Here is a 22,051-nt window from a genome sequence, read left to right as displayed (position 1 = left end):
GCGCGCCCAGCGTCAGCAGCCAGAAAATCTTCTTCATGCGACCAGCCCCTTTTCTTCATTCAACAGTTCGCGCACGTCGGTCAGCCGGCCGGTGATGGCCGCCGCCGCCGCCATTTCGGGCGATACCAGATGGGTGCGCGATCCCGGTCCCTGACGGCCCATGAAATTGCGATTGCTGGTCGATGCGCAGCGCTCGCCCGCCGGCACCTTGTCCGGGTTCATGCCCAGGCAGGCTGAACAGCCCGGCTCGCGCCATTCGAAGCCAGCGTCGAGGAAGATGCGGTCCAGCCCTTCGGATTCCGCCATCTGCTTGACCAGACCGGAGCCGGGCACGACCATCGCATGCTTGATGCCGGCGGCAATATGTCGCCCTCTCAGCAGCGAAGCGGCCGCGCGCAGATCCTCGATCCGGCTGTTGGTGCAACTGCCGATGAAGACATGCTCAATGGCGACGTCGGCAAGTCTCTGACCCGCGGTCAGACCCATATAGTCCAGCGACTTCTGCGCCGCCGCCTGCTTGGACGGGTCGGCGAAGCTGCGCGGATCGGGCACCACGCCGGTCACGGCCACGACGTCTTCCGGGCTGGTGCCCCAGGTGACGTTGGGCACGATATCGGCGGCGTCGATCACGACGGTCTTGTCGAAGACGGCGCCTTCATCGGTGACGAGCGCCTTCCAATAAGTCACGGCCGCGTCGAAATCCGCCCCCTTGGGCGCCATCGGGCGGCCCTTGATATAGGCGAAGGTCTTTTCGTCCGGGGCGAACAGGCCGGAGCGCGCGCCCGCCTCGATCGACATGTTGGCGACGGTCAGGCGACCTTCGATCGACATGTCGCGGAACACGGAACCGCGATATTCCATGACATAGCCGGTGCCGCCGGCCGTACCGATGGTGCCGCAAATGGCCAGCGCGACGTCCTTGGGCGTGACGCCGGGCGCCAGTTCGCCATCGACCACCACGGCCATCGTCTTCGATTGCTTGAGCAGCAGCGTCTGGGTGGCCAGCACATGCTCCACCTCCGACGTGCCGATGCCGAAGGCCAGCGCGCCCAGCGCCCCATGCGAGGATGTATGGCTGTCGCCGCAGACAAGCGTCGTGCCGGGCAGCGTGAAACCCTGTTCCGGGCCGACGACATGGACGATGCCCTGTTCCAGATCCGCGTCACCGATCAGGCGCACGCCAAATTCGGGCGCGTTGCGTTCCAGCGCGGCCAGCTGCTGTGCGCTTTCCGGATCGGCGATCGGGATGCGATGGCCGTCCGCGGCGCGGCGCGGCGTGGTCGGCAGGTTATGATCGGGCACCGCCAGCGTCAGATCGGGCCGGCGCACCTTGCGGCCGGCAAGGCGTAGCCCCTCGAACGCCTGCGGACTCGTCACTTCATGGACGAGGTGCCGGTCGATATAGATGAGGCAGGTGCCGTCAGGACGCCGTTCGACAACGTGCGCGTCCCAGATCTTTTCATACAGGGTGCGAGGCTTGACCATAGTGTCCACCCCCTAGACCCGTCGGGCGGATCGGGAAAGGGGGTGAACGACCGATTTGCCCTGTTTTTCCTATCAGGCAGGCAAGAATGTTACACTGCCCGATAGTCTTCCACGATCCGGCCCGCCGCGCCGATCTCCGCCTCGTGACTCTCCTCGCGCCATGTTTCGGCCAACGCTTCCTCTTCCCACTGCTGCATCGCCGGATGAGCAAGCATATGATCGACCCAGCGCTGCGCGACGGGGCCAACGTCCAGCCCATAAGTGCGCACGCGGAAGGCCACCGGCGCGTAGAAGGCATCGATCGCAGTAAAGGCCTTGCCAGCGAGGAACGGCCCGCCGAAGCGATCCAGCCCCTGCTCCCACAATTCGCGCAGACGGGCGATATCCTTGTTCAGCGCGGGCGAGTGCATGTGCGGCTCGACGCGAACGCCGACATTCATGGTGCAATCGTTGCGCAGCGTCGAAAAACCACTGTGCATTTCGGCAGCGGCGCACTGGGCGAAAGCGCGCGCAGCCTCATCCGCCGGCCAGACGCCGGGATGACGATCGGCGAGGTAGAGGATGATCCCCAGCGAATCCCAGACGGTGCGCTCCCCGTCGACCAGCGCGGGCACCTGTCCGGTGGGTGAGAAGCTGCGGAACGCGGCATAGTTGGTGGCCGACGCGAACGGCTCGATCCGATCCTCGAACGGGATGGCCAGCGCCTTCATCAGCAGCCAGGGGCGCAGCGACCAGCTGCTATAGTTCCGGTTGGCGGTGATGAGCGTGTAGGACATCGGCTTTCCCCTTTCTGTAAGGCACGCGCGCCATATCGCAGGAAGAAACGGCGGGACAGCCGCAACGATCCATACAGCTCACAAGCTGGACTTATCAAACCTGAAGGCTCGTTCGGTTCGAGCCTGTCGAGAACCCTGCTCCCCAGTTCTCGACAGGCCTGTCCTGAGCGTGTCGAAGGGTTCGAACCGAACGGAGGCGCGGGTGGGCTAGCCAAGCTGTTGCACAGCCGTCAAAAGAGCGCGTCGCGGGCGGCGCCCCCTTGCCGCCTCTCAATCCCATAATGGAGCATCCTGTCGTGAACCGACGCCAATTTCTCGCCACCAGCGGCGCCACCGCGCTTGTTGCTGCCACCCCCAACGTCTTTGCCCAGACGAACAGTGCCGACGCCCGCTTCCGCGCCATGCTGGACGATTTCTTCTACGGCCGCCTGGACGAATCCCCGGAAAGCGCGACGCGGCTTGGCCTCGACACCGGCGCGCGCGCGGCGCTGCGCGGCAAGCTGTCCGACACCAGCGCAGCCGGCGCGGCAAAGGATCTCGCCCGTACCAAGGCACAGGCGAAGCAACTCGCCAGCGTCGATCGTGCCAAACTCAGCCCCGCCAGCCAGCTCGACTATGACGTCGTCGGCTATCAGCTGGACCGCGCCGTGGGCGGCGAACGCTTCGGCTATGGCGAAACGGCGGGCCGCTATGCCCCCTATATCCTCAGCCAGCTGACGGGCAGCTATCGCGAAGTCCCTGACTTCCTCGATTCCCAGCATCGCGTGAAGAATGCCGCCGACGCCGACGCCTATCTGTCGCGCCTCGAAGCCTTCCCCGCCGCGATGGATGGCGAACTGGCCCGGCAGAAGGCGGATGCGGCCAAGGGCGTGTTCGCGCCCGACTATATTCTCGACACCACCATGAAGATGCAGGCCGCGCTGCGCGACCAGCCCGCCGCGCAGACCGTGCTCGTCGCATCTTTCGTCAAGAAGCTGGCCGCCGCCGGCCTGCCGCCGGAACGCGCCGCACAGGCGGAAAAGATCGTCGCGGAAAAGATTTTCCCCGCCGTCGATCGCCAGCGCGAACTGGTGGCGCAGCTGCGCGCCAAGGCCAGCCATGATGCCGGCTGCTGGCGCCTGCCCGATGGCGAGGCCTTCTACGCCGCCGCCGCCGAAGCCGCGACTACGACCCGGCTGACCGGCGATGAAATTCATCAGATGGGTCTGGATCAGGTGGCCGACATCTCCGCCCGCATCGACGCGATCCTGAAGGGTCAGGGGATGAGCCAGGGCAGCGTCGGCGACCGGCTGGTCGAACTCAACAAGCGCCCCGACCAGCTGTTCCCCAACACCGATCCGGGCCGCGAGGCGCTGCTGGCGCAACTCAACAGCCAGATCATCGCCATGAGCAAGCGCCTCCCCGAAGCCTTCAACACCGTGCCCAAGGCGCCGGTGGAGGTCCGCCGCGTGCCGGTGACGATTCAGGCTGGCGCGCCGGGCGGCTATTATCAGAATGCCTCGCTAGACGGGTCGCGCCCGGCCATCTATTTCATCAACCTGCGCGACACGTTCGACCGGCCGAAATTCGGGCTGGCGACGCTCAGCTATCATGAAGCGGTGCCGGGCCATCATTTGCAGGTGTCGGTGGCGCTAGAATCCGATTCCATCCCCATGATCCGCCGTCGCGGCTTCTACAGCGGCTATTCGGAAGGCTGGGCACTCTATTCGGAGCAGCTGGCCGACGAAATGGGCATGTATGAAGGCGACCCGCTGGGGCAGGTCGGCTATCTCCAGTCGCTGCTGTTCCGCGCAACCCGTCTGGTGGTGGACAGCGGCATGCACGCCAAACGCTGGAGCCGGGAAAAGGCGACCGATTACCTCATCGCCACCACCGGCATCGCGCGCGGCCGCAGCCAGGGCGAGATCGATCGCTACACCGTCTGGCCGGGTCAGGCGTGCAGCTACAAGATCGGCCATACCGTGTGGACGCAGTTGCGCGACGCGGTGAAGGCGAAGCAGGGCGACAAGTTCGACCTCAAAGCGTTCCACGACGTGCTGACGCTGGGCGCGATGCCGCTCGACATTTTGAAGCAGACGGTGCGTCAGCGGGCGGGGATAGCTTAATCTCTGCCCCCGTTCGGGCTGAGCTTGTCGAAGCCCCTTACTTCTTAAAGAAGTGCCCTTCGACAGGCTCAGGGCGAACAGATTTTTTTGGGTTAGTTCAGTCAAAAAACGACCCGGCGGTGCGCCGCCGGGTCGTCCAGTTCCTTCCACCCAAAGACGCGAAGGGAGTGTCGAAGTCCCCGCGCTTTTGGCCATTGTCACGGCTTCCGCCGCAAATTTCATCGGCCGATCCACCTCCCCGGCCAGCATCGGGTTCCCGCCGGGGAGATGGAGCGCCTGCGGCCTGCACGCCGCAAACTCCTGCGTCATTCCCGCGACCCGAAGGGCGGCCGCAGGCCAACGCGGGAACCCATCTCCCAACGTTGCGCCCGGATGTTAGGTCGGAGGATGACGCGTATAGAGATCAGGCACCTTGCATGACCCACCTCATCCCAGTGACGCTGGGATGAGGCTATTGGTCTTTAGGCCGCCAACTGGTTCCCCCGCGGCCTTTAGGCCGCAAACTGGTTCATCGTGTTGTGGGCGCCACCAGCCTTCAGTGCAGCTTCCCCGGCGAAATAATCCTTGTGATCGTCGCCAATGTCGCTGCCCGACATATTCTGATGCTTCACGCAGGCGATGCCCTGACGGATTTCCTTGCGCTGCACGCCCTCGACATAGCCCAGCATGCCCGCCGCCCCGAAATATTCCTTGGCAAGGTTATCGGTGCTGAGCGCCGCCGTATGATAGGTCGGCAGGGTGATGAGGTGATGGAAGATGCCGGCCCGCGCCGCCGCATCCTTCTGGAAGGTGCGGATCTTCTCATCAGCCTCGACACCCAATTCCGTGCCGTCATAATCCGCGCTCATCAGCTTCGCCCGGTCATAGGCGCTGACATCCTTGCCGGCTTCAGCCCACGCATCAAACACCTGCTGGCGGAAATTCAGCGTCCAGTTGAAGCTGGGCGAATTATTATAGACCAGCTTGGCATTGGGGATGACTTCGCGGATACGGTCGACCATCGAGGCGATCTGCTCGATATGCGGCTTTTCCGTCTCGATCCACAGCAAGTCCGCGCCATTTTGAAGGCTGGTGATGCAGTCGAGGACGCAGCGATCCGCACCGGTGCCTTCGCGGAACTGGAACAGGTTGCTGGGCAGCCGCTTGGGCTTCAGCAGCTTGCCCCCACGATTGATGATGACGTCGCCATTGGCCTGCGCAATGTCGCTAATCTCTTCGCAGTCGAGGAAGCTGTTATACTGGTCGCCAATGTCGCCCGGTTCCTTCGAATAGGCAATCTGCTTGGTCAGGCCCGCACCCAGCGAGTCGGTGCGGGTCACGATGACGCCGTCATCGACGCCCAGTTCCAGGAAGGCATAGCGGCAGGCGCGAACCTTGGCCAGAAAGTCCTCATGCGGCACCGTGACCTTGCCGTCCTGATGGCCACACTGCTTTTCGTCCGAAACCTGATTTTCGATCTGGAGCGCGCAGGCGCCTGCCTCGATCATCTTCTTGGCGAGCAGATAGGTCGCCTCCGCATTGCCGAAGCCCGCGTCGATATCCGCGATGATCGGCACGACATGGGTTTCATAATTGTCGATGGCGTGGGTCAGGCGCTGGGCCTCGACTTCGTTGCCGGCCTCGCGTGCCTTGTCGAGATCGCGGAACATCATTCCCAGTTCGCGGGCATCGGCCTGCTTCAGGAAGGTGTAGAGTTCCTCAATCAGCGCAGCGACGCTGGTCTTTTCATGCATCGACTGGTCAGGCAGCGGGCCGAAATCGCTGCGCAGCGCGGCGACCATCCAGCCGGACAGATAGAGATACTTCTGCTTCGTCGTGCCGAAATGCTTCTTGATCGCGATCAGCTTCTGCTGGCCGATGAAGCCATGCCAGCAGCCAAGCGACTGGGTGTAGTTGGCCGGGTCCAGATCATAGGCGGCCATGTCGCGGCGCATGATGCCCGCGGTGTACTTGGCGATGTCGAGGCCGGTGTTGAAGCGGTTCTGGAGCTTCATGCGGGCAACGGATTCGGCGTTGATGCCATCCCAGGTGCCGGGGTGGCTGCCGATGAGGCTTTGCGCCTGCGCGATGCTGTCCTGATAGGTCGTCATGGGCCTTGTCCTTTGGATTGGGAGTGAGCTGTTGCGCCCGACCTAATCGCCCCTGTTGCAGTGCGGCAGTCCTCCTGAAGTTCAGTTGTCGATCTTTACAAAAATCTGCTGTAAAGTTGTAAAGCCTGCACAGGAGTCGGATGCCATGGCCAAGGATCGCCCGGTTTACATGGGGCCGCGCCTGCGGCGGTTGCGGCGCGAACTCGGCCTGACGCAGGCGGACATGGCCGCCGACCTCGACATTTCGGCCTCCTATGTCGCGCTGCTGGAACGCAACCAGCGGCCGCTGACCGCCGACATGCTGCTGCGCCTCGCCCGCACCTACAAGCTCGACATGGCCGAAGTGGCCGGGGATGGCGGCGCGGAACAGACGGCGCGGTTGCAGGCGGTGCTGAAAGACCCGATGTTCGCGGACATAGACCTGCCCGCGCTTGCGACTGGCGATGTGGCGGTCAACTATCCCGGCATCACCGAAGCGCTGTTGCGCCTCTATACCAGCTATCGCGAAGAGCATCTGGCGCTGGCGGATCGCGGGGCGGATCAGAGTGCGGGGTCCGAACCTGTCGAAGACGTTGCCGATCCCGTCGCCGAATCACGCCGCTTCCTCGCCGCCCGCCGCAACAGCTTCCCGTTGCTGGATGACGCGGCTGAAAAGCTGGCGGCCGAAGCGGAGGCCGAAGGCGGCCTTGCCGCCTGGCTCAAGGCCAAACATAATCTGCGCGTGCGCCGCCTGCCCTCCGACGTGATGGCCGGCTCCATGCGCCGGCTGGACCGGCATCGCGACGCGGTATTGCTGGACGATGCGCTGGACGGCGCCAGCGCGCAGTTCCAGCTTGCGCTCCAGATCGCCTATCTGGAAATGCGCAAGGCGTTCGATACGCTATTGAAGGACGGGCAGTTTAGCGGGGAGAGTGGCCGACGCCTCGCCCGCCGGGCGCTGGCCAGCTATGCCGCCGCCGCCATCCTGATGCCCTATACCGCCTTTGCCAAAGCGGTGGAGGCGCGCCGCTATGATGTGGAGGCGCTGGCCCGCCAGTTCGGCGCCAGCTTCGAACAGACCGCCCATCGCCTGACCACGCTGCAAAAGCCGGGGCAGGAGCGCGTGCCCTTCTTCTTCCTGCGGGTCGATCCGGCGGGCAATGTGTCCAAACGACTGGATGGCGCAGGCTTCCCCTTTGCCCGCCATGGCGGCTCCTGCCCGCTCTGGTCGGTGCATCGCGTGTTCGAAACCCCGCGTGAGGTAGTGACGCAATGGCTGGAACTGCCCGACGGCCAGCGCTTCTTCTCCATAGCGCGCACGGTGACGGCGGGCGGCGGCGGCTGGGGCGCGCCGAAGGTGGAGCGCGCCATTGCCCTATGCTGCGCGGCGGATCATGCGCACCGGCTGATCTACACGCAGGATGCGCCCGCGCCCGATCCCACGCCGATCGGCGTCACCTGTCGCCTGTGCCACCGCGCGCAATGCATGGCCCGATCCGCCCCGCCGATCGGCCGCGACATGCTGCCCGACGACTACCGCCGCACCCGCGCACCCTTCGGCTTTGCCGATGGTTAACGGCTTTTTAGGTCGGCCAAGCGAAACAGGGGCATGACCGCCGACCGCCCCCGCATCGCCGCGACGCTCATCATCCGCAACGAGGCGCGCTGCATCGCCCGCTGCCTGGACAGCGTGCGGCCCCATGTCGACGCCATGGTCGTGCTCGACACCGGATCGACCGACGACAGCGTCGCCATCGCCCGGCAATGCGGCGCGCAGGTCCATTATCTCGACTGGCCCAGCGACTTCTCGGCGGCGCGCAATCATGTGCTGGCGCTGGCCGATGCCGACTGGAATCTGGTGATCGACGCCGACGAATGGATCGCGGAAGGCGGCGAGGCCCTGCGCGACTGGTGCGACGGCCCGGCGCGGCTAGGCGCGCTCTGCATCCGCAGCAGCTTCGACCTGCCGCAGCAGGCTGGCACCGTCCTGCCCTCGACCCGCAACTGGATCGCCCGGCTGCTGCCGCGCGGCGTCCGCTATGCCGGGCGCATCCATGAACAGCCGGTATCGGACCTGCCGGTGGAGCGGACCGCCCTCATCCTCGACCATGACGGCTATGAGGAGGCGCAGGCGGCGGGCAAGCGCGATCGCAACACGCCGATGCTGCTGGCGGAATTGCAGGCCGAACCCGAAAACCCCTACATCCTCTACCAGTTGGGCAAGGAGGCGGAGACGGCGCGCGACTATGCGCGCGCGGCGGACTGGTATGCGCAAGCCAGCATCCGCACCCCCGATGGCGCGCCATGGACCCATGCCCTGCTGATCCGCCGCCTCCACTGCCTTGGCCAGTCGGGCGCGTCGGAGGAAGGCATTGCCATCGCCGGGCAACAGATGGCCCATTGGCAGGAGTCGCCCGACTTCTTCTTCGTGCTCGGCAACCTCGCCATGGACCGGGCGCTGGCCGAGCCGGCGCATGCCCTGACCGAATGGCTGCCGCTGGCCGCAACGGCGTGGGAACGCTGCCTGGAAATTGGCGAGCGCCCCGATCTGGACGGGTCGGTCGCGGGACGCGGCAGCCATCTGGCCCGGCATAATCTGGACGTCATCCGTCAGCAGTTGGCGCTGCTGGGCGGGTGATTACTCCTCGATCAGGTCCAGATAGGCGATCACGTCATTGTCGGTTGCCAGGAACAGCCCGTCCTGCACCTCCGCCGGCTGCTGCTCGGCGACATGCAGCGCCTGGCTCAGCGGGCCATACATGATCGTCATGGCCGCGCCGTCATCGCCCAGATGATAGAGACGGACGGTCGCGCTGTCATAAGTGGTTCGCATGGGCTCACCCTTATCAGATCAGCGCACGCAAGTCAGCGCCCGGACTAACGACGATCCTTGACCTTCATGGATGGCGCCAGTTCATTGGCTCCGATCCGTACCGCATCATCCGTGAAATTGGCGACGAAGGTGGAGCCGCGCTCCAGCCCCGGCACGAAGCCGGCCTTGTTGCCCTCGATCACCAGCCCCGCGCTCGAATGTTCCCGCCCTTCCGGCGCGACGGTGATGAAGGCGGACCAGTTATCCTTGTCCTTGCCCTGTACCATTTCATTGCCGGTGATGGTGCCGGTCGCTCCGTTGGACAGGTCGATCATGTAATTGGTCAGGTGCCCGCCGCTATCGTCGAAGCTGTTGCCGCTGATGGTGACGCGGGCGGTGCGGGTCTTGAGATAATGGCCGCCGTCACCCTGGTCGAAGCGGCTGTTGGTGACGGACAGGCTAGCAAGGCGGCCGATATAGATCCCATGCGCACAATCGAGATCGCGGTCGCAACGGCCGAGCTTGCGGAAGGTCGACTTGTCGATCACCACCTGCCCGCCGTCATAATCGCCGGTGAGGATGCCTTCCTCGCTGTTGCGGAACAGGCTGTTGCGGACGGTCAGGTTCCCGCTTTCCAGACGGATGCCCGCGCCATTGCCGTCGGGCACGCGGACATTTTGAAAGATGATGCCATCGACCGTGCTGGCCCGACCGCGCAGCACGAGCGCGCCCTTGCCCTCGCACGGCACCCCGTCGAAGATCACCGTACCGGGCGTGGCGGCGCGGATGGTGACGTCGCCACCCTGCTGCACGCCGCATTGACGATAGCTGCCCGGCGCCACGACCACCGTGCCGCGCGCATCGCCGATCGCGGCCAGCGCGTCGCCGATGGACGCGAAGCCCTGCCCGGTTTCGGCAACGGTGAAAGGAGCGGGACGGCCCTGCGCCAGCGCGGTCGACACGATCGCGACGGAGACGAGGAGGCTGGTGGACAAGATGCGCATGGGGACAGGCTATAGCGCCCGCCCCCAGGGGCCAATGGTCCGGCAGGCCCCAATATGCCACTGCCCCATAAAGGGACGGACCGGGCCCGCCGGGTTAACCGCGCGACATCACTCCCATTTCGCAGTCGCCTTCTGCGTCTTGGCGTTCCAGAAAATCTGGATCTTGCTGATCGTGCACAGGTCGAAATTGGTCCAATAGGCTTCGTCGCCGTCGGTGAAGATGACTTTCAGGTCGTAATTGCAGATCGCATTCTTCGCCTGAAAGGTGATGGGCACGCTATGGGCATCCTCCAGCACCTCATCCTCCATCACATCGTCGCCCCAATTTTTCGACTTTGCGGGCGAGACATAGACTTCGGCAATGTCATAGCCGGTCTTGTTGTACAGGGTGAAGTCCTGATCCCCGGCAAAGGCAGGCGCGGCAAAGGACAGGGCGCAAGCGCCCATGACGATGGCAATGGCTTTCATGATATTCCCCCCGACCTGGCAGGGCTGCCGGTCCGGGACGAAGATTAACCATATAAAATACGGTGGGAATAGGCGGATTCCGACAAGACTAACCTGCATTGTGCAAATAATGCGGACAGCCGCTGCTTAATCCACGAACAAATCCACCCGTTCAGCCTTCGGCATCACCGCATCCAGCAACAGCGAACGATGACAGCCTGACGGATCGCGTTCGAAGCACAGCAAGGCGGTGGGCGTTTGCGCCGCCATATCCTTCAACTGCTCGGCCTGGACGATCGCTTCGGGCAAATCGAGCTGGCGGGCGTAAATCTCCGCGAGACGGGCGCGGTGCCCCTTGCGCGCAGCTTCGCGCCCCTCCGCCGGGGTACCCAGCGCCTTGAGGCCGACATAGGCGATGCCGGCCTCCCGCAACCCGGCCGCAAGGATATTCTTCGAAAAGCCCGGCCGCCGCGACAGCGGCACCGCCCGGACATCGGCAAGGAGCCGCACGCCGGCGGCTTGCAGCGTGGCGACCTGTTCCGCCTGCGTCGCGCCTTCGTAGCCGATAGTGAAGATCTTCATGGGAGAGAGATAGGGATAGGCACCGTCGTCATCCAGCTCATATATGCCGCGACGCATCCATGCGCTGATGAAGAATGCGGATCACTGCGATTCCATAGTCGGTCTGACAGAAATAGAGGATGTGCTGCCCGACACTGCGCCGCCGATAGCCGGGTCGGATCGAGGCACAATCCTGCGAAAGATGCGGTGTCTGCACGAGGCTGGTAAAGGCCGCTTCGATCAGGTCGGCATAACGCAGGGCCTGTGCCAGCCCCCACTGGTCTACACTATAATCGAAAATGGCCTCCATATCGCGCAGCGCCCGAGGGCTGAGGCGATATTCAGCCATGTTCGGCAATTTTGTTCTGGCGGAAAGCGGCAAAATCAAACCGTTCCGGCTCACCGCTCTGCTCGCCTTCGATCAGCGCCTGGCGGATGGCATCCCGCTCGAACCCACGCTCCTGTTCGCGCCGGATCAAGTCGCGGATCGCTTCGCTGTCATTGGTGTAATGTCCCGCAGCGACCTGTGCCGCGATCCAAGCATCCTGCTGCTCCGTCAGGGTGATCGTCTTGCGAACCGCGCCCATGAGTTCTCCACAATTGGCATCATATGATATTTTCATACCATTGGCGCCGGGCAGAGGGAAGGGACGGACGACCGGCGCGCATCCCCTCGCCACGGCAACTCAGTCCAGGTTCGGCCGCAAATAGCGTTCCGCCGTGTCCAGATCGATGCCGCGCCGCTGCGCATAATCTTCCAGCTGGTCGCGGCCGACCCGCGCCACGCCGAAATATTCCGCCTGTGCATGGCCGAAATAGAAGCCGCTGACCGCCGCCGTCGGCAGCATGGCGAAGCTCTCCGTCAGGGTCGCGCCGGTGGCATGATGCGCATCCAGCATGTCGAACAGGATCGGCTTCAGGCTATGTTCCGGGCAGGCGGGATAGCCGGGCGCCGGGCGGATGCCGCGATACTGCTCCTTGATGAGCGCTTCGTTGGTGAGTTGCTCACCCTCCGCATAGCCCCACAAAGCGGTGCGGACATAATGGTGCAGCCGCTCGGCAAAGGCTTCGGCCAGACGATCGGCCAGTGCCTTCAATAGGATGTCCGAATAGTCATCAATCGCATTTTTGAACCGCGCCAGATGCGGTTCAATGCCATGGATCGACACGGCAAAGCCCCCCATCCAGTCGCCATCGGGACTGATGAAGTCGGCCAGGCACATATTCGCCCGCCCCTCCCGCTTCTGGATCTGCTGGCGCAGCATCGGCAGGCGGACATGTTTTTCATCCTCGACATGGACGATGATGTCGTCGCCATCCCGGCGGCAGGGCCACAGGCCGCACACGCCGCGCGCGGTCAGCCATTTGTCATTGATGATCCGGTCCAGCATCTTCTGCGCATCGGCGAACAGACTGGTGGCGCTTTCCCCCACCACTTCGTCGGTCAGGATCGCGGGATAATTGCCCGCCAGCTCCCACGCGCGGAAGAAGGGCGTCCAGTCGATATAATTGACCAGATCCTTCAAATCCCAGTCGGGGAATTTATGCACGCCGGGCAGGCGCGGGCGCGGCGCCTTCAGGCTCTCGTCGATTTCAAAGCCGTTGTCGCGCGCGTCGGCGATGCTGATGAGTGCGCTCTGCCCCTTGTTGGCGCGAGCGACGCGGACATGCTCATAATCGTCCTTGGTCTTCTGGACGAAATCATTCTTCTGCGTTTCACTGACCAGCGCGGTCGCCACGCCCACGGCACGGCTGGCGTCAAGCACATGGACGACCGGGCCGGTAAAGGCGGGATCGATGCGCAGCGCGGTATGCACGCGCGACGTCGTCGCCCCGCCGATCAGCAGCGGCATGGTCATGTTGGCGCGCTGCATTTCGGTGGCGACCGTCACCATCTCGTCCAGAGATGGCGTGATGAGGCCGGACAGGCCGATCATGTCCGCATCATTCTCGTTCGCGGCCTTGATGATGTCCTGCCAGGGGACCATCACGCCCATGTCGATGACTTCAAAGCCATTGCACTGGAGCACGACGCCAACGATATTCTTGCCGATATCATGCACGTCGCCCTTCACGGTCGCCATGATGATCTTGCCCTTGCCCTTGGCGCCCGGCTCCTTTGCCGCTTCGATGAAGGGCAGCAGATGCGCCACCGCCTTCTTCATGACGCGGGCGGACTTCACGACTTGCGGCAGGAACATCTTGCCCGCGCCGAACAGGTCGCCGACCACGTTCATGCCGTCCATCAGCGGGCCTTCGATCACCTGGATGGGCTTTTCGGCGGCGAGGCGGCATTCCTCCGTATCCTCGACCACATACATGTCGATGCCCTTGACCAGCGCATGTTCCAGCCGCTTGGCGACCGGCCAGCCGCGCCATTCCTGCGCGGCCTTTTCCGACGCGGCATCCTTGCCCTTGAAGGACTCCGCCAGCGCGACGAGGCGGTCGCCCGCTTCGGGATCGCTGTTCAGCAGCACATCCTCGCACGCCTTGCGAAGCGCCGGGTCGATCGCGTCATAGACGTCGAGCTGCCCGGCATTGACGATCGCCATGTCGAGGCCGGCGGGAATGGCGTGATAGAGGAACACGCTGTGCATCGCCCGGCGCACCGGCTCATTGCCACGGAAGGAGAAGGAGAAGTTCGACAGGCCGCCCGAAATATGAACATGCGGGCAGCGCTTCTTGATCTCCCGGCAGGCTTCGATGAAGTCGACGCCGTAATTATTATGCTCTTCGATCCCCGTCGCCACCGCAAAGATATTGGGGTCGAAAATGATGTCCTCGGGCGGGAAACCGATCGTCATCAGCAGCTTGTAGGCGCGCTCGCATATCTCGACCTTGCGGGCCTTGGTATCGGCCTGCCCCGTCTCGTCGAAGGCCATGACCACCACCGCTGCGCCATAGGCCATGCACAGGCGCGCATGATGCAGGAAGGCTTCCTCGCCCTCCTTCATGCTGATCGAGTTGACCACCGGTTTGCCCGAAACGCATTTCAGCCCCGCCTCGATGACTTCCCACTTGGAGCTGTCGATCATGACCGGCACGCGGCTGATATCCGGCTCCGACGTCATGAGCTTCAGGAAAGTGGTCATCGCCTCGACCGCATCGAGCAGACCCTCGTCCATGTTCACATCGACGATCTGCGCGCCATTCTCGACCTGTTCGCGCGCGATGTCGATGGCGGCGGCGTAATCGCCCGCCATGATCAGCTTCTTGAACTTGGCCGAACCGGTGACGTTGGTACGTTCGCCGATATTGACGAAGGTGGCGGTGGAGGTCTTGGTCATTCTATCGTTCCGTTCGCTTCGAGCCTGTCGAGAAGCGTTGCGCGCCCGGTTCTCGACAAGCTCGAACCGAACGGAGGGTGGTTTACGCCGCGATGTGCATCGGTTCGAGGCCCGCAAGCCGCGTCACAACCGGCAGTTCCGGCACGACGCGCGGCTTGTGCCCGTCCAGCGCCTTGGCCACCGCGCCGATATGCGCGGGCGTCGTGCCACAACAGCCCCCAACCATGTTGACCAGCCCCTCGTCCACCCAGTCGCGGATCAGCTTTGCGGTGGTTTCGGGCAGTTCGTCATATTGGCCCAGTTCATTGGGCAGGCCGGCATTGGGATAAGCCAGGATCAGCGTGTCGGCATTCTTGGACAGTTCGCTGAGGTACGGCCGCAGCAAATCCGCCCCGAACGCGCAGTTCACGCCGATGGTCAGCGGCTTCAAATGCCGGAGCGAATACCAGAAGGCGTTGATCGTATGGCCCGACAGGTTGCGGCCGGACATGTCGGTGATGGTGAAGCTGAGCATTAGCGGCACCGAACGGCCCGCCGCCGCTTCCGCCTCGCGCGCGGCCATGCCGGCGGCCTTGGCATTGAGCGTATCGAAGCAGGTTTCGACCAGCAGGAAATCCACCCCCCCCGCGATCAGCGCCTCGCACTGTTCACGATAGTCGGCCTTGAGCGTGTCATAATCGACCTCGCGATAGGCGGGGTCGTTGACATCGGGCGAGATCGACAGCGTCTTGTTGGTCGGGCCGATCGAACCGCACACGAAACGCGGTTTGCCGTCCTTGGCCGTCGCTTTTTCGCAGGCCGAACGGGCCAGCTTCGCCGCCGCGACATTGATGTCCCACACCAGATGCTCGCATCCATAATCGGCCATCGCGATCTTGGTCGAGGAAAAGGTGTTCGTCTCGATCATGTCTGCGCCGGCTTCCAGATAGGCGCTATGAATGCCTTCCACGATGTCGGGGCGCGTGAGGCACAGTAGGTCGTTATTGCCCTTCTGATCCTTGGCGAGGTCCAGATCGCCGCGATAATCGGCCTCGGTCAGGCCATGTTTCTGGATCGACGTACCGTACCCGCCGTCGAAGATCAGGATCTTGTCAGCGGCCAGCGCGCGCAATTTCTGTTCAGCCGTCATAATCTTTTCCCTCGTTCCATTCGGTTCGAGCTTGTCGAGAACCCTCGCGCAACCGGTTCTCGACAGGCTCGAACCGAACGGAGGGGGTTGATCCATTTCAGGCGTCGGTCATCACCTTCGCCCGAAGCCCGAGCAGGTGGCAGATCGCAAAGCTGAGTTCCGCCCGGTTGAGCGTGTAGAAATGAAAGTCGCGCACGCCGCCTTCATACAGTTTGCGGCACAGTTCGGCGGCGATCGTCGCCGACACCAGCTGGCGCGACGCGGGATGATCGTCCAGCCCCTCGAACAGCCGCGCCATCCATAGTGGCACGTCCGTATTGCACATCGCCGCCATGCGCTGCGTCGCGGCGAAATTGCTGACCGGCATGATGCCCGGCACGATATCCGCCGTGATGCCCGCCGCGCCGACCTTGTCCATGAAGCGGAAATAGGCTTCGGGCGAGAAGAAGAATTGGGTGATCGCGCGGGTCGCCCCGGCGTCCAGCTTGCGCTTCAAATTATCGAGGTCGCTCTGCGCGCTCGCAGCATCGGGATGGACTTCGGGATAGGCCGATACGCTGATTTCGAAGGGATGGCGCTTCATCAGCCCTTCGACCAGATCGGCCGCGCCCGTATAACCGTCCGGATGCGGTTCGAACATGCCGCCGACTTCGGGCGGATCGCCGCGCAGCGCAACGATATGGCGCACGCCCGCTTCCCAATAGGCGTCGGCAATCTCGCCGATCTCGTCCTTGCTGGCGGCCACGCAGGTCAGGTGCGCGGCGGCGGCCAGCGACGTTTCCCTGGCGATGCGCGCGACCGTATTATGGGTGCGTTCGCGCGTGGAGCCGCCCGCGCCATAGGTGACGGACACGAATTTGGGCGCCAGCGGGGCCAAAGTCTCGATCGCCGACCAGAGCTGCGCTTCCATCTTCTCCGTCTTGGGCGGGAAAAATTCGAAGCTGACGCGGGCGTCGCCGGCCAGATCCGCATAGAGCGGGGCAGCTGGATCATTCAGAGTCATGCGGAAATCCGTCCTTCGATGGGCAGAACCTTCGCGCTCTGGCGCCGGCCCAGCCACAATACTACCGTCAATTCCTGGCCGGGCAGCGTTTCCACCCGTTCCAGCGCCAGGCCCGCCTGCGCGAACCAGCCGGTCATCTGCTCTTCGGAAAAGCCCAGCCGCGCATGCTGGTCACGCAGGCGCAGCTCTTCCCGTTCATGGGCCGCGAAATCGGCGATCAGCACCCGCCCGTTCGCCGCCGCCACCCGCGCCGCTTCCGCGATCACCCGTTCGGGCGCCTGCGCATAATGCAGCACCTGATGCAGCACCACCGTATCGGCGCTGCCCGGCTCCAGCGGCAGGTCCAGGAAATCGCCCAGCAGCAACGCATATTTGTCGCCGGCATCCTGCGGCAGCTTCGCCCGGGCCAGACGCAGCATGTCCGGGCTGCGATCCAGCGCCGTCACCTGATCCGCGTCGCCGCCCAGCAGTTCGATCATGCGGCCTGTGCCGGTGCCGATATCGAGCAGATGGCCGATCGGCTCACGCCCCAGCAGCGCGACCATGGCCGCCTCCACCTTCGCCTCCGCCACATGAAGGGAGCGGATCGCGTCCCATTCCTCGGCATGTTCGGCGAAATAGCTTTCCGCCGCCCGTGCCCGGTCGGCGCGCACCGCCGCCAGCCGGGCGAGGTCCGCCGCCTGCCACAGGGCTTCGCTGTCGGACGGGGTCAGACGGTCGAACAGGGTGAGGAAAGGCACGACCGACCGGTCCTTGCCCAGCCGCAGAAACACCCAGTTGCCTTCCTTGCGCCGCTCTACCAGCCCCGCTTCGGCGAGAATGCGGACATGGCGCGATACGCGCGGCTGGCTTTGCCCCACGACCTGCGCAATCTCCCCCACGGCCAGCTCCATCGCCCGCAACAGGTGGATGATGCGCAGCCGCGTCGGGTCGCCAAGTGCCCGGAATATGTCGAGTGCCGCATGCATGCCCATGTCATATAAAGAAATCTTTATATACGTCAATGCCAGTGAATTTTCCGTGCATTTTTCATCCATAAAGCGATGAAATGGCGGGTATCCGACCTTTCAGCCCCATGAATGGGATTGCCTTGCGCATTCCAAGGCAGTACGAATCGGCCCGCAGGCGCAATGGGGGGTGAGCTTTTCTCCGAGAGTGGTCTGCATTTTTATTTTTCTCAGAGAGGGGTTTAAACCCATGACCAAGTCGATTGCTCTTTCGCTCGTTCTCGCCGCTTCGCTGGGCCTGGCTGCTTGCTCGGGCGGCGCTGAAAACGCTGCCAACAACGCCGCCAACTCGGCCGAGAACGCCTCGAACGCCGCCGACAACGCCATGAACGCCGCGCTAAACGCTGCCGACAACGCCGCCAACGCTGCGTCGAACGCGACCAACAACGCCGCGAACGCGATGTAATTCGGTCCCGTTCGGGTCTTGAATTTAGGAAAGGGTCGCACCGGCAACGGCGCGGCCCTTTTTCTGTTGGAGCAAGCCATGGTCCGTCCTCTCCTCCCCCTCGCTGCCCTCATCGGCCTGGCCGCCTGTGGATCGGGATCGCAGGATGGCGTCGGCGGCGTCAGCGCCGGCGAAGCCCAGGCCTTGAACGATGCGGCAGCACAGCTCGACGCGCGCACCGGCGCTGCACAGAGCGGCGAGCCCGGTCTCAACCCCGCCGCCGTCACCGCCGCCCGCGCCGACCGCAAGCGCATCCCGCCGCAGCCCGCACCAAAACCCTGACGCAAAAAAGGGCCGCCCCACCGGGACGGCCCTTCTCATATCCAGATCAAACCGGATTTAGCAGTTGCGGTCGATCGCCCGGCCGGCCAGCGCACCCACGCCTGCGCCGATGATGGCGCCCGTGGTGCCGTCGCCGCGACGACCATAGCGGCCCGAACCCTTGCCGATTTCGTTACCCAGCAGGCCACCGGCGATCGCCCCGATGATGGTGCCGCCCGTGCCATTGTCCCGGCAACGATAGCCGCCGCGATAGCCACGATAGCTGTTGCGATAATAGCCGTCGCCGCGATAGCCGCGATTGTAACCGCGATAATAACGATCGCCGCGATAGCCACGGTCATAGCCGCGATAATAATCGCCACGCTCATAACCGCGATAATAATGGTCGCGTGCTGCGGCCGGGGTTGCCGTCACGGCGAAGGAAGCGGCGCCCATGGCCAGAGCGGCTCCCAGATTGACAAGAAACTTCATCTTCATGGCGTTGCTCCTCATAATGCCATCCTCTTGGGCCGGCCGTTGAAAAGGAACGGGATTGCCCATCGATTGACGTCTTTATGACCGATTCGCCTTGAGCCGAGCCTGAATGGGGGTGTCAGCCGCCGTTCACCTGCGCACGACCCGTCACGCCGCTGCTGCGCCCTGCCGGATTATGCCCTATGGCGGGCGGGATGCAGCGAATCCTGATCGTCCTCCTCCTTGCCGTCCTGCTGCTGCCGGCTCCGCATATGGGGAAGCAGGAGATGGTGCGTCCCGGCACGTTGCTGGTCACCGCGCGCGCGCTGCCGCTCAGCAGCATCGACCCCGGCCTTACCCATGTCGGCGCCCTGACCTATCTGGGCGGCTGGCAGCTGGAGAGCGACAATCCCGGCTTTGGCGGCATTTCGGCGCTGCTGGTGTCACCCGTCGGCGACCTGTTGGGGCTGAGCGATTCCGGCATATTGATGGGGTTTCGCATCGCGCCGGGCGACGGACAGGGCCACCCCTTCATCGCCCCGCTGCCGATCCGCCCGCAGGATCGCTATCGCCCATGGTGGGCGTGGGATTCGGAAAGCATGACCCATGATCCGGCGACCGGCCGCTATTGGGTGGGGTTCGAACTGCAACAGGCGATCTGCCGCTATGGCCCCGGCTTCGCACGGGTGGAGGCATGCCGCACCTGGCCGGAAATCATGGCCTGGCCCAAGACCGGATCGATCGAATCCCTCGCCCGCCTGCCCGACGGCCGGTTCCTCGCCATTGGCGAGATGGGGATGACCGCGGACGGGCGACATGACAGCCTGCTCTTCGCCGGCGATCCGGCGGAAAAGGACACGCCCAGCCCCATCCATCTGCGCTACACCGCACCACGCGGCTATCGCCCGACCGATGCCGTGGCGCTGGACGACCGGCACCTGCTGGTACTCAACCGCCGCCTGACCGTGGAGCAGTTGTTCACCGGCGTGATCGCCATCGTCGACCTGCCCGAAAAGCTGGAGCCGGGCACGGAACTGAAAGCCCGGACCCTCGCCCGGCTGGCGCCGCCCCTTCTGGCGGACAATTTCGAGGGGCTGGCGGTATCCCATGAACATGGCCGGCCGGTCATCTGGATCGTGTCCGACGACAATCATGAATTTTTCCAGCGCACGCTTCTGTTGAAATTCGGCATGGATGGGCAGGCCGGCCAGCAACCCTGACCGGCCCGGCGCGCTCAGATTGCCAGCGCCACCTGCGGCAACGCCCGCAGCCGCCCCATGTCCCGCTGCGGCGGGGCGCCGAAGAGGCGGCGATATTCACGGCTGAACTGCGACGGACTGTCATAGCCGACGCGAAACCCCGCCTCCGCCGCATCCAGCCGGTCGGCCAGCATCAGCGTGCGCGCGGCCTGCAACCGCAACTGCTTCTGATATTGCAGCGGCGTCATCGCGGTCGCGCGGCGGAAATGCTCGTGAAAGCTGGACACGCTCATGCCCGCCAGGTCCGCCAGGCCCGGCCCGTTGAAGGGCTCGCGAAAATGCGCCTTGAGCCAGCCGATCGCCCGCGCAATCTGCCCGGTACGGCTTTCGCCGGCCGCGATCGCGCGCACGATGCCGCCGCTCGGCCCGGTCATCAGCCGCACCAGTAATTCCCGCTCGATCAATGGCGCCAGCAGCGGTGCCCCGGCCGGGTCGCCCAGCAAAGCCGTCAGCCGGCTCGCCGCGTCCAGCAATTCGGGCGTGATCGGATGCAGCGACAGCGCACGCCCTTCCGTCACCGGCGCCATCGGCGGCGTCATGGGCGGCAAGCTGATGGCGATGTCGGACAGCAGCACCGGGTCCAGATAGAGACAGAAGCAGAGATAGGGCGCGTCGTCGCTGGCCTGCGTCACCATGCCGGTGATTGGCAGGTCGAGGGAGGCGACCAGATAGCTGGCCGGCCCATAGGCGACCACGCTATCCCCCAGCATCACCCGCTTGGCGCCTTGCGCGATGATGCAGAGCGCGGGCCGTTGGAGCATATGCACCGGCTCGTCCGCATGGCTCCAGCGTACCAGCGTCAGGCGCGGGATCGCCGTGTCCAAGATCCCGTCGCCATCGGCATATCGGGCAATCTGCTGACCCAGGGCATCATGGGACATCTGACTCTTCCCGATCTCCAACTCCACTCGTCATTGCGAGCGTAGCGAAGCAATCCATCGGCACAACATGGATTGCTTCGCTACGCTCGCAATGACGAAACAGCTAAACGCATCGGCGAGGCATGAACAGCCCGCCGACCTCATATCTGGAAAATCGTGCAATCATCGCGCAAGCCCACTCTACCGCCTCCACGCCATGATGGCGCATCCATGGCCCATCGGATCGACGGTCGATCCGCCCAATCAGGAGACGGGATATGGCAATCGACAACAAGGTCATCGCGATCACCGGCGCCAGCAGCGGCATCGGCGAGGGCACGGCGCGGCTGCTGGCGGGGCGCGGCGCGAAGCTGATGCTGGGCGCGCGGCGCACAGACCGGCTGGCCAGCCTTGCGGACGAACTGAACGCCGCCGGCGGCACGGTCGCCTTCCGCGCGCTCGACGTCACCGACCCCGCCGATGTCGAAGCCTTCATCGCCGCGGCGGAAGCGGAATTTGGCCGCATCGATGTGCTCGTGAACAATGCGGGGCTGATGCCGCTCTCGCGCTTCGACAGCCTCAAGGTCGAAGAATGGGATCGGATGATTGACGTCAACATCCGCGGCGTGCTGCACGGCATCGCCGCCGCCCTGCCCCGCTTCAAGGCACAAGGCAGCGGCCATTTCGTCAATATCTCGTCGATCGGCGGCTACCGCGTCTGGCCCGCCTGCGGCGTCTATTGCGCCACCAAATATGCCGTGCGCGCCATTTCCGACGGACTGCGCATGGAACATGACGACATCCGCGTGACGATCGTGTCGCCCGGCACCGTGGAATCGGAACTGGCCGACAGCATCACCGAAGCCGGCGCGGCCGCCGCCATGGTAGATTTCCGCGCCATCTGCCTCACCCCGGACGCGATCGCCCGCGCCATCGCCTATGCGGTGGAACAACCCGACGACGTAGACGTCAACGAACTGATCGTGCGCCCGGTCCGTACGATGGAGTGATATGCTCAACTCCGTTCGTTTCGAGCATGTCGAGAAACGAGAAGCACAACGCTGGCC

22 protein-coding genes are annotated in these 22,051 nt (G+C 64.1%); 7 read left to right on the top strand and 15 right to left on the bottom strand.

Annotated features, from left to right (window positions below; all coding sequences use genetic code 11):
* Positions 1-33: 33 nt before the first annotated feature.
* Positions 34-1,485 (bottom strand): 3-isopropylmalate dehydratase large subunit, encoded by a 1,452-nt coding sequence (gene leuC, locus ACNHGR_RS17605; protein WP_475287748.1) that lies wholly within the window; start codon positions 1,483-1,485, stop codon positions 34-36.
* An 89-nt stretch (positions 1,486-1,574) separates the two neighbouring features.
* On the bottom strand, positions 1,575-2,261 hold the full coding sequence (locus ACNHGR_RS17600; RefSeq protein WP_475287747.1) for a glutathione S-transferase family protein: 687 nt from the start codon (positions 2,259-2,261) through the stop codon (positions 1,575-1,577).
* Positions 2,262-2,557: 296 nt separating this feature from the next.
* Between ACNHGR_RS17600 and ACNHGR_RS17595 the strand changes: the two genes are divergently transcribed.
* Positions 2,558-4,366: a DUF885 domain-containing protein gene (locus ACNHGR_RS17595; RefSeq protein ID WP_475287745.1), complete on the top strand. Its 1,809-nt coding sequence runs from the start codon at positions 2,558-2,560 to the stop codon at positions 4,364-4,366.
* 491 nt (positions 4,367-4,857) lie between these two features.
* Here ACNHGR_RS17595 and ACNHGR_RS17590 read toward each other — a convergent pair whose 3' ends face one another.
* The gene (locus ACNHGR_RS17590; RefSeq protein WP_475287744.1) at positions 4,858-6,456 is read right to left on the bottom strand and encodes an isocitrate lyase; all 1,599 of its coding nucleotides are present in this window, start codon (positions 6,454-6,456) and stop codon (positions 4,858-4,860) included.
* A gap of 145 nt (positions 6,457-6,601) precedes the next feature.
* On the opposite strand from ACNHGR_RS17590, the gene ACNHGR_RS17585 reads away from it, so the two are divergent.
* Both ACNHGR_RS17585 and ACNHGR_RS17580 read left to right on the top strand, forming a co-directional pair.
* Positions 6,602-8,011 carry a helix-turn-helix domain-containing protein gene (locus ACNHGR_RS17585; protein ID WP_475287742.1) on the top strand — a complete coding sequence of 470 codons (1,410 nt, stop codon included), beginning with the start codon at positions 6,602-6,604 and terminating at the stop codon, positions 8,009-8,011.
* A gap of 33 nt (positions 8,012-8,044) precedes the next feature.
* A complete protein-coding gene (locus ACNHGR_RS17580) occupies positions 8,045-9,073 on the top strand; it encodes a glycosyltransferase family 2 protein (RefSeq protein WP_475287741.1) in 1,029 nt (342 codons plus the stop codon).
* Here ACNHGR_RS17580 and ACNHGR_RS17575 read toward each other — a convergent pair whose 3' ends face one another.
* The 10 genes from ACNHGR_RS17575 to ACNHGR_RS17530 all read right to left on the bottom strand — a co-directional run bounded on the left by ACNHGR_RS17575 (position 9,074) and on the right by ACNHGR_RS17530 (position 17,646).
* Positions 9,074-9,268 (bottom strand): hypothetical protein, encoded by a 195-nt coding sequence (locus tag ACNHGR_RS17575; RefSeq protein WP_184269878.1) that lies wholly within the window; start codon positions 9,266-9,268, stop codon positions 9,074-9,076.
* 44 nt (positions 9,269-9,312) lie between these two features.
* On the bottom strand, positions 9,313-10,251 hold the full coding sequence (locus tag ACNHGR_RS17570) for a right-handed parallel beta-helix repeat-containing protein (RefSeq protein WP_184269876.1): 939 nt from the start codon (positions 10,249-10,251) through the stop codon (positions 9,313-9,315).
* Positions 10,252-10,359: 108 nt separating this feature from the next.
* Positions 10,360-10,719, bottom strand: a complete 360-nt coding sequence (locus ACNHGR_RS17565; protein ID WP_475287740.1) for an argininosuccinate lyase — start codon at positions 10,717-10,719, stop codon at positions 10,360-10,362.
* A 126-nt stretch (positions 10,720-10,845) separates the two neighbouring features.
* Positions 10,846-11,280, bottom strand: coding sequence for a DUF488 domain-containing protein (locus ACNHGR_RS17560; protein WP_475288468.1), 435 nt, complete (start codon positions 11,278-11,280; stop codon positions 10,846-10,848).
* Positions 11,281-11,317: 37 nt separating this feature from the next.
* Positions 11,318-11,608: a type II toxin-antitoxin system RelE/ParE family toxin gene (locus ACNHGR_RS17555; protein ID WP_475287739.1), complete on the bottom strand. Its 291-nt coding sequence runs from the start codon at positions 11,606-11,608 to the stop codon at positions 11,318-11,320.
* The gene (locus ACNHGR_RS17550) at positions 11,601-11,846 is read right to left on the bottom strand and encodes a type II toxin-antitoxin system ParD family antitoxin (protein ID WP_184269872.1); all 246 of its coding nucleotides are present in this window, start codon (positions 11,844-11,846) and stop codon (positions 11,601-11,603) included. Before ACNHGR_RS17550 ends, ACNHGR_RS17555 begins: the two co-directional genes overlap by 8 nt.
* Before the next feature lie 99 nt (positions 11,847-11,945).
* On the bottom strand, positions 11,946-14,663 hold the full coding sequence (metH, locus tag ACNHGR_RS17545) for a methionine synthase (protein WP_475287738.1): 2,718 nt from the start codon (positions 14,661-14,663) through the stop codon (positions 11,946-11,948).
* Positions 14,629-15,675, bottom strand: coding sequence for a homocysteine S-methyltransferase family protein (locus ACNHGR_RS17540; protein WP_475287737.1), 1,047 nt, complete (start codon positions 15,673-15,675; stop codon positions 14,629-14,631). Before ACNHGR_RS17540 ends, metH begins: the two co-directional genes overlap by 35 nt.
* A 97-nt stretch (positions 15,676-15,772) precedes the next feature.
* Complete coding sequence (gene metF / locus ACNHGR_RS17535) at positions 15,773-16,678, bottom strand: methylenetetrahydrofolate reductase (protein WP_184269866.1); 906 nt, start codon at positions 16,676-16,678, stop codon at positions 15,773-15,775.
* Positions 16,675-17,646 (bottom strand): ArsR/SmtB family transcription factor, encoded by a 972-nt coding sequence (locus ACNHGR_RS17530; protein ID WP_475287736.1) that lies wholly within the window; start codon positions 17,644-17,646, stop codon positions 16,675-16,677. The genes metF and ACNHGR_RS17530 overlap by 4 nt, the downstream gene beginning before the upstream one ends.
* A gap of 229 nt (positions 17,647-17,875) precedes the next feature.
* On the opposite strand from ACNHGR_RS17530, the gene ACNHGR_RS17525 reads away from it, so the two are divergent.
* Positions 17,876-18,091 carry a circumsporozoite protein gene (locus tag ACNHGR_RS17525; protein WP_184269862.1) on the top strand — a complete coding sequence of 72 codons (216 nt, stop codon included), beginning with the start codon at positions 17,876-17,878 and terminating at the stop codon, positions 18,089-18,091.
* A gap of 78 nt (positions 18,092-18,169) precedes the next feature.
* The gene (locus tag ACNHGR_RS17520) at positions 18,170-18,412 is read left to right on the top strand and encodes a hypothetical protein (protein WP_184269860.1); all 243 of its coding nucleotides are present in this window, start codon (positions 18,170-18,172) and stop codon (positions 18,410-18,412) included.
* Positions 18,413-18,469: 57 nt separating this feature from the next.
* Here ACNHGR_RS17520 and ACNHGR_RS17515 read toward each other — a convergent pair whose 3' ends face one another.
* Positions 18,470-18,889 carry a hypothetical protein gene (locus ACNHGR_RS17515; RefSeq protein ID WP_475287734.1) on the bottom strand — a complete coding sequence of 140 codons (420 nt, stop codon included), beginning with the start codon at positions 18,887-18,889 and terminating at the stop codon, positions 18,470-18,472.
* A gap of 191 nt (positions 18,890-19,080) precedes the next feature.
* Here ACNHGR_RS17515 and ACNHGR_RS17510 point away from each other — a divergent pair, with 191 nt between their 5' ends.
* Positions 19,081-20,085: an esterase-like activity of phytase family protein gene (locus tag ACNHGR_RS17510; RefSeq protein ID WP_475287733.1), complete on the top strand. Its 1,005-nt coding sequence runs from the start codon at positions 19,081-19,083 to the stop codon at positions 20,083-20,085.
* 14 nt (positions 20,086-20,099) lie between these two features.
* Here ACNHGR_RS17510 and ACNHGR_RS17505 read toward each other — a convergent pair whose 3' ends face one another.
* Positions 20,100-21,005: an AraC family transcriptional regulator gene (locus ACNHGR_RS17505; protein ID WP_475287731.1), complete on the bottom strand. Its 906-nt coding sequence runs from the start codon at positions 21,003-21,005 to the stop codon at positions 20,100-20,102.
* 257 nt (positions 21,006-21,262) lie between these two features.
* Between ACNHGR_RS17505 and ACNHGR_RS17500 the strand changes: the two genes are divergently transcribed.
* Complete coding sequence (locus ACNHGR_RS17500; protein WP_475287730.1) at positions 21,263-21,994, top strand: SDR family oxidoreductase; 732 nt, start codon at positions 21,263-21,265, stop codon at positions 21,992-21,994.
* Positions 21,995-22,051: the final 57 nt, after the last annotated feature.

Source organism: Sphingobium sp. RS1, assembly GCF_056156825.1.
Note: the sequence above shows the minus strand (reverse complement) of the source record. Positions and strands in the feature narration are given on the sequence as shown.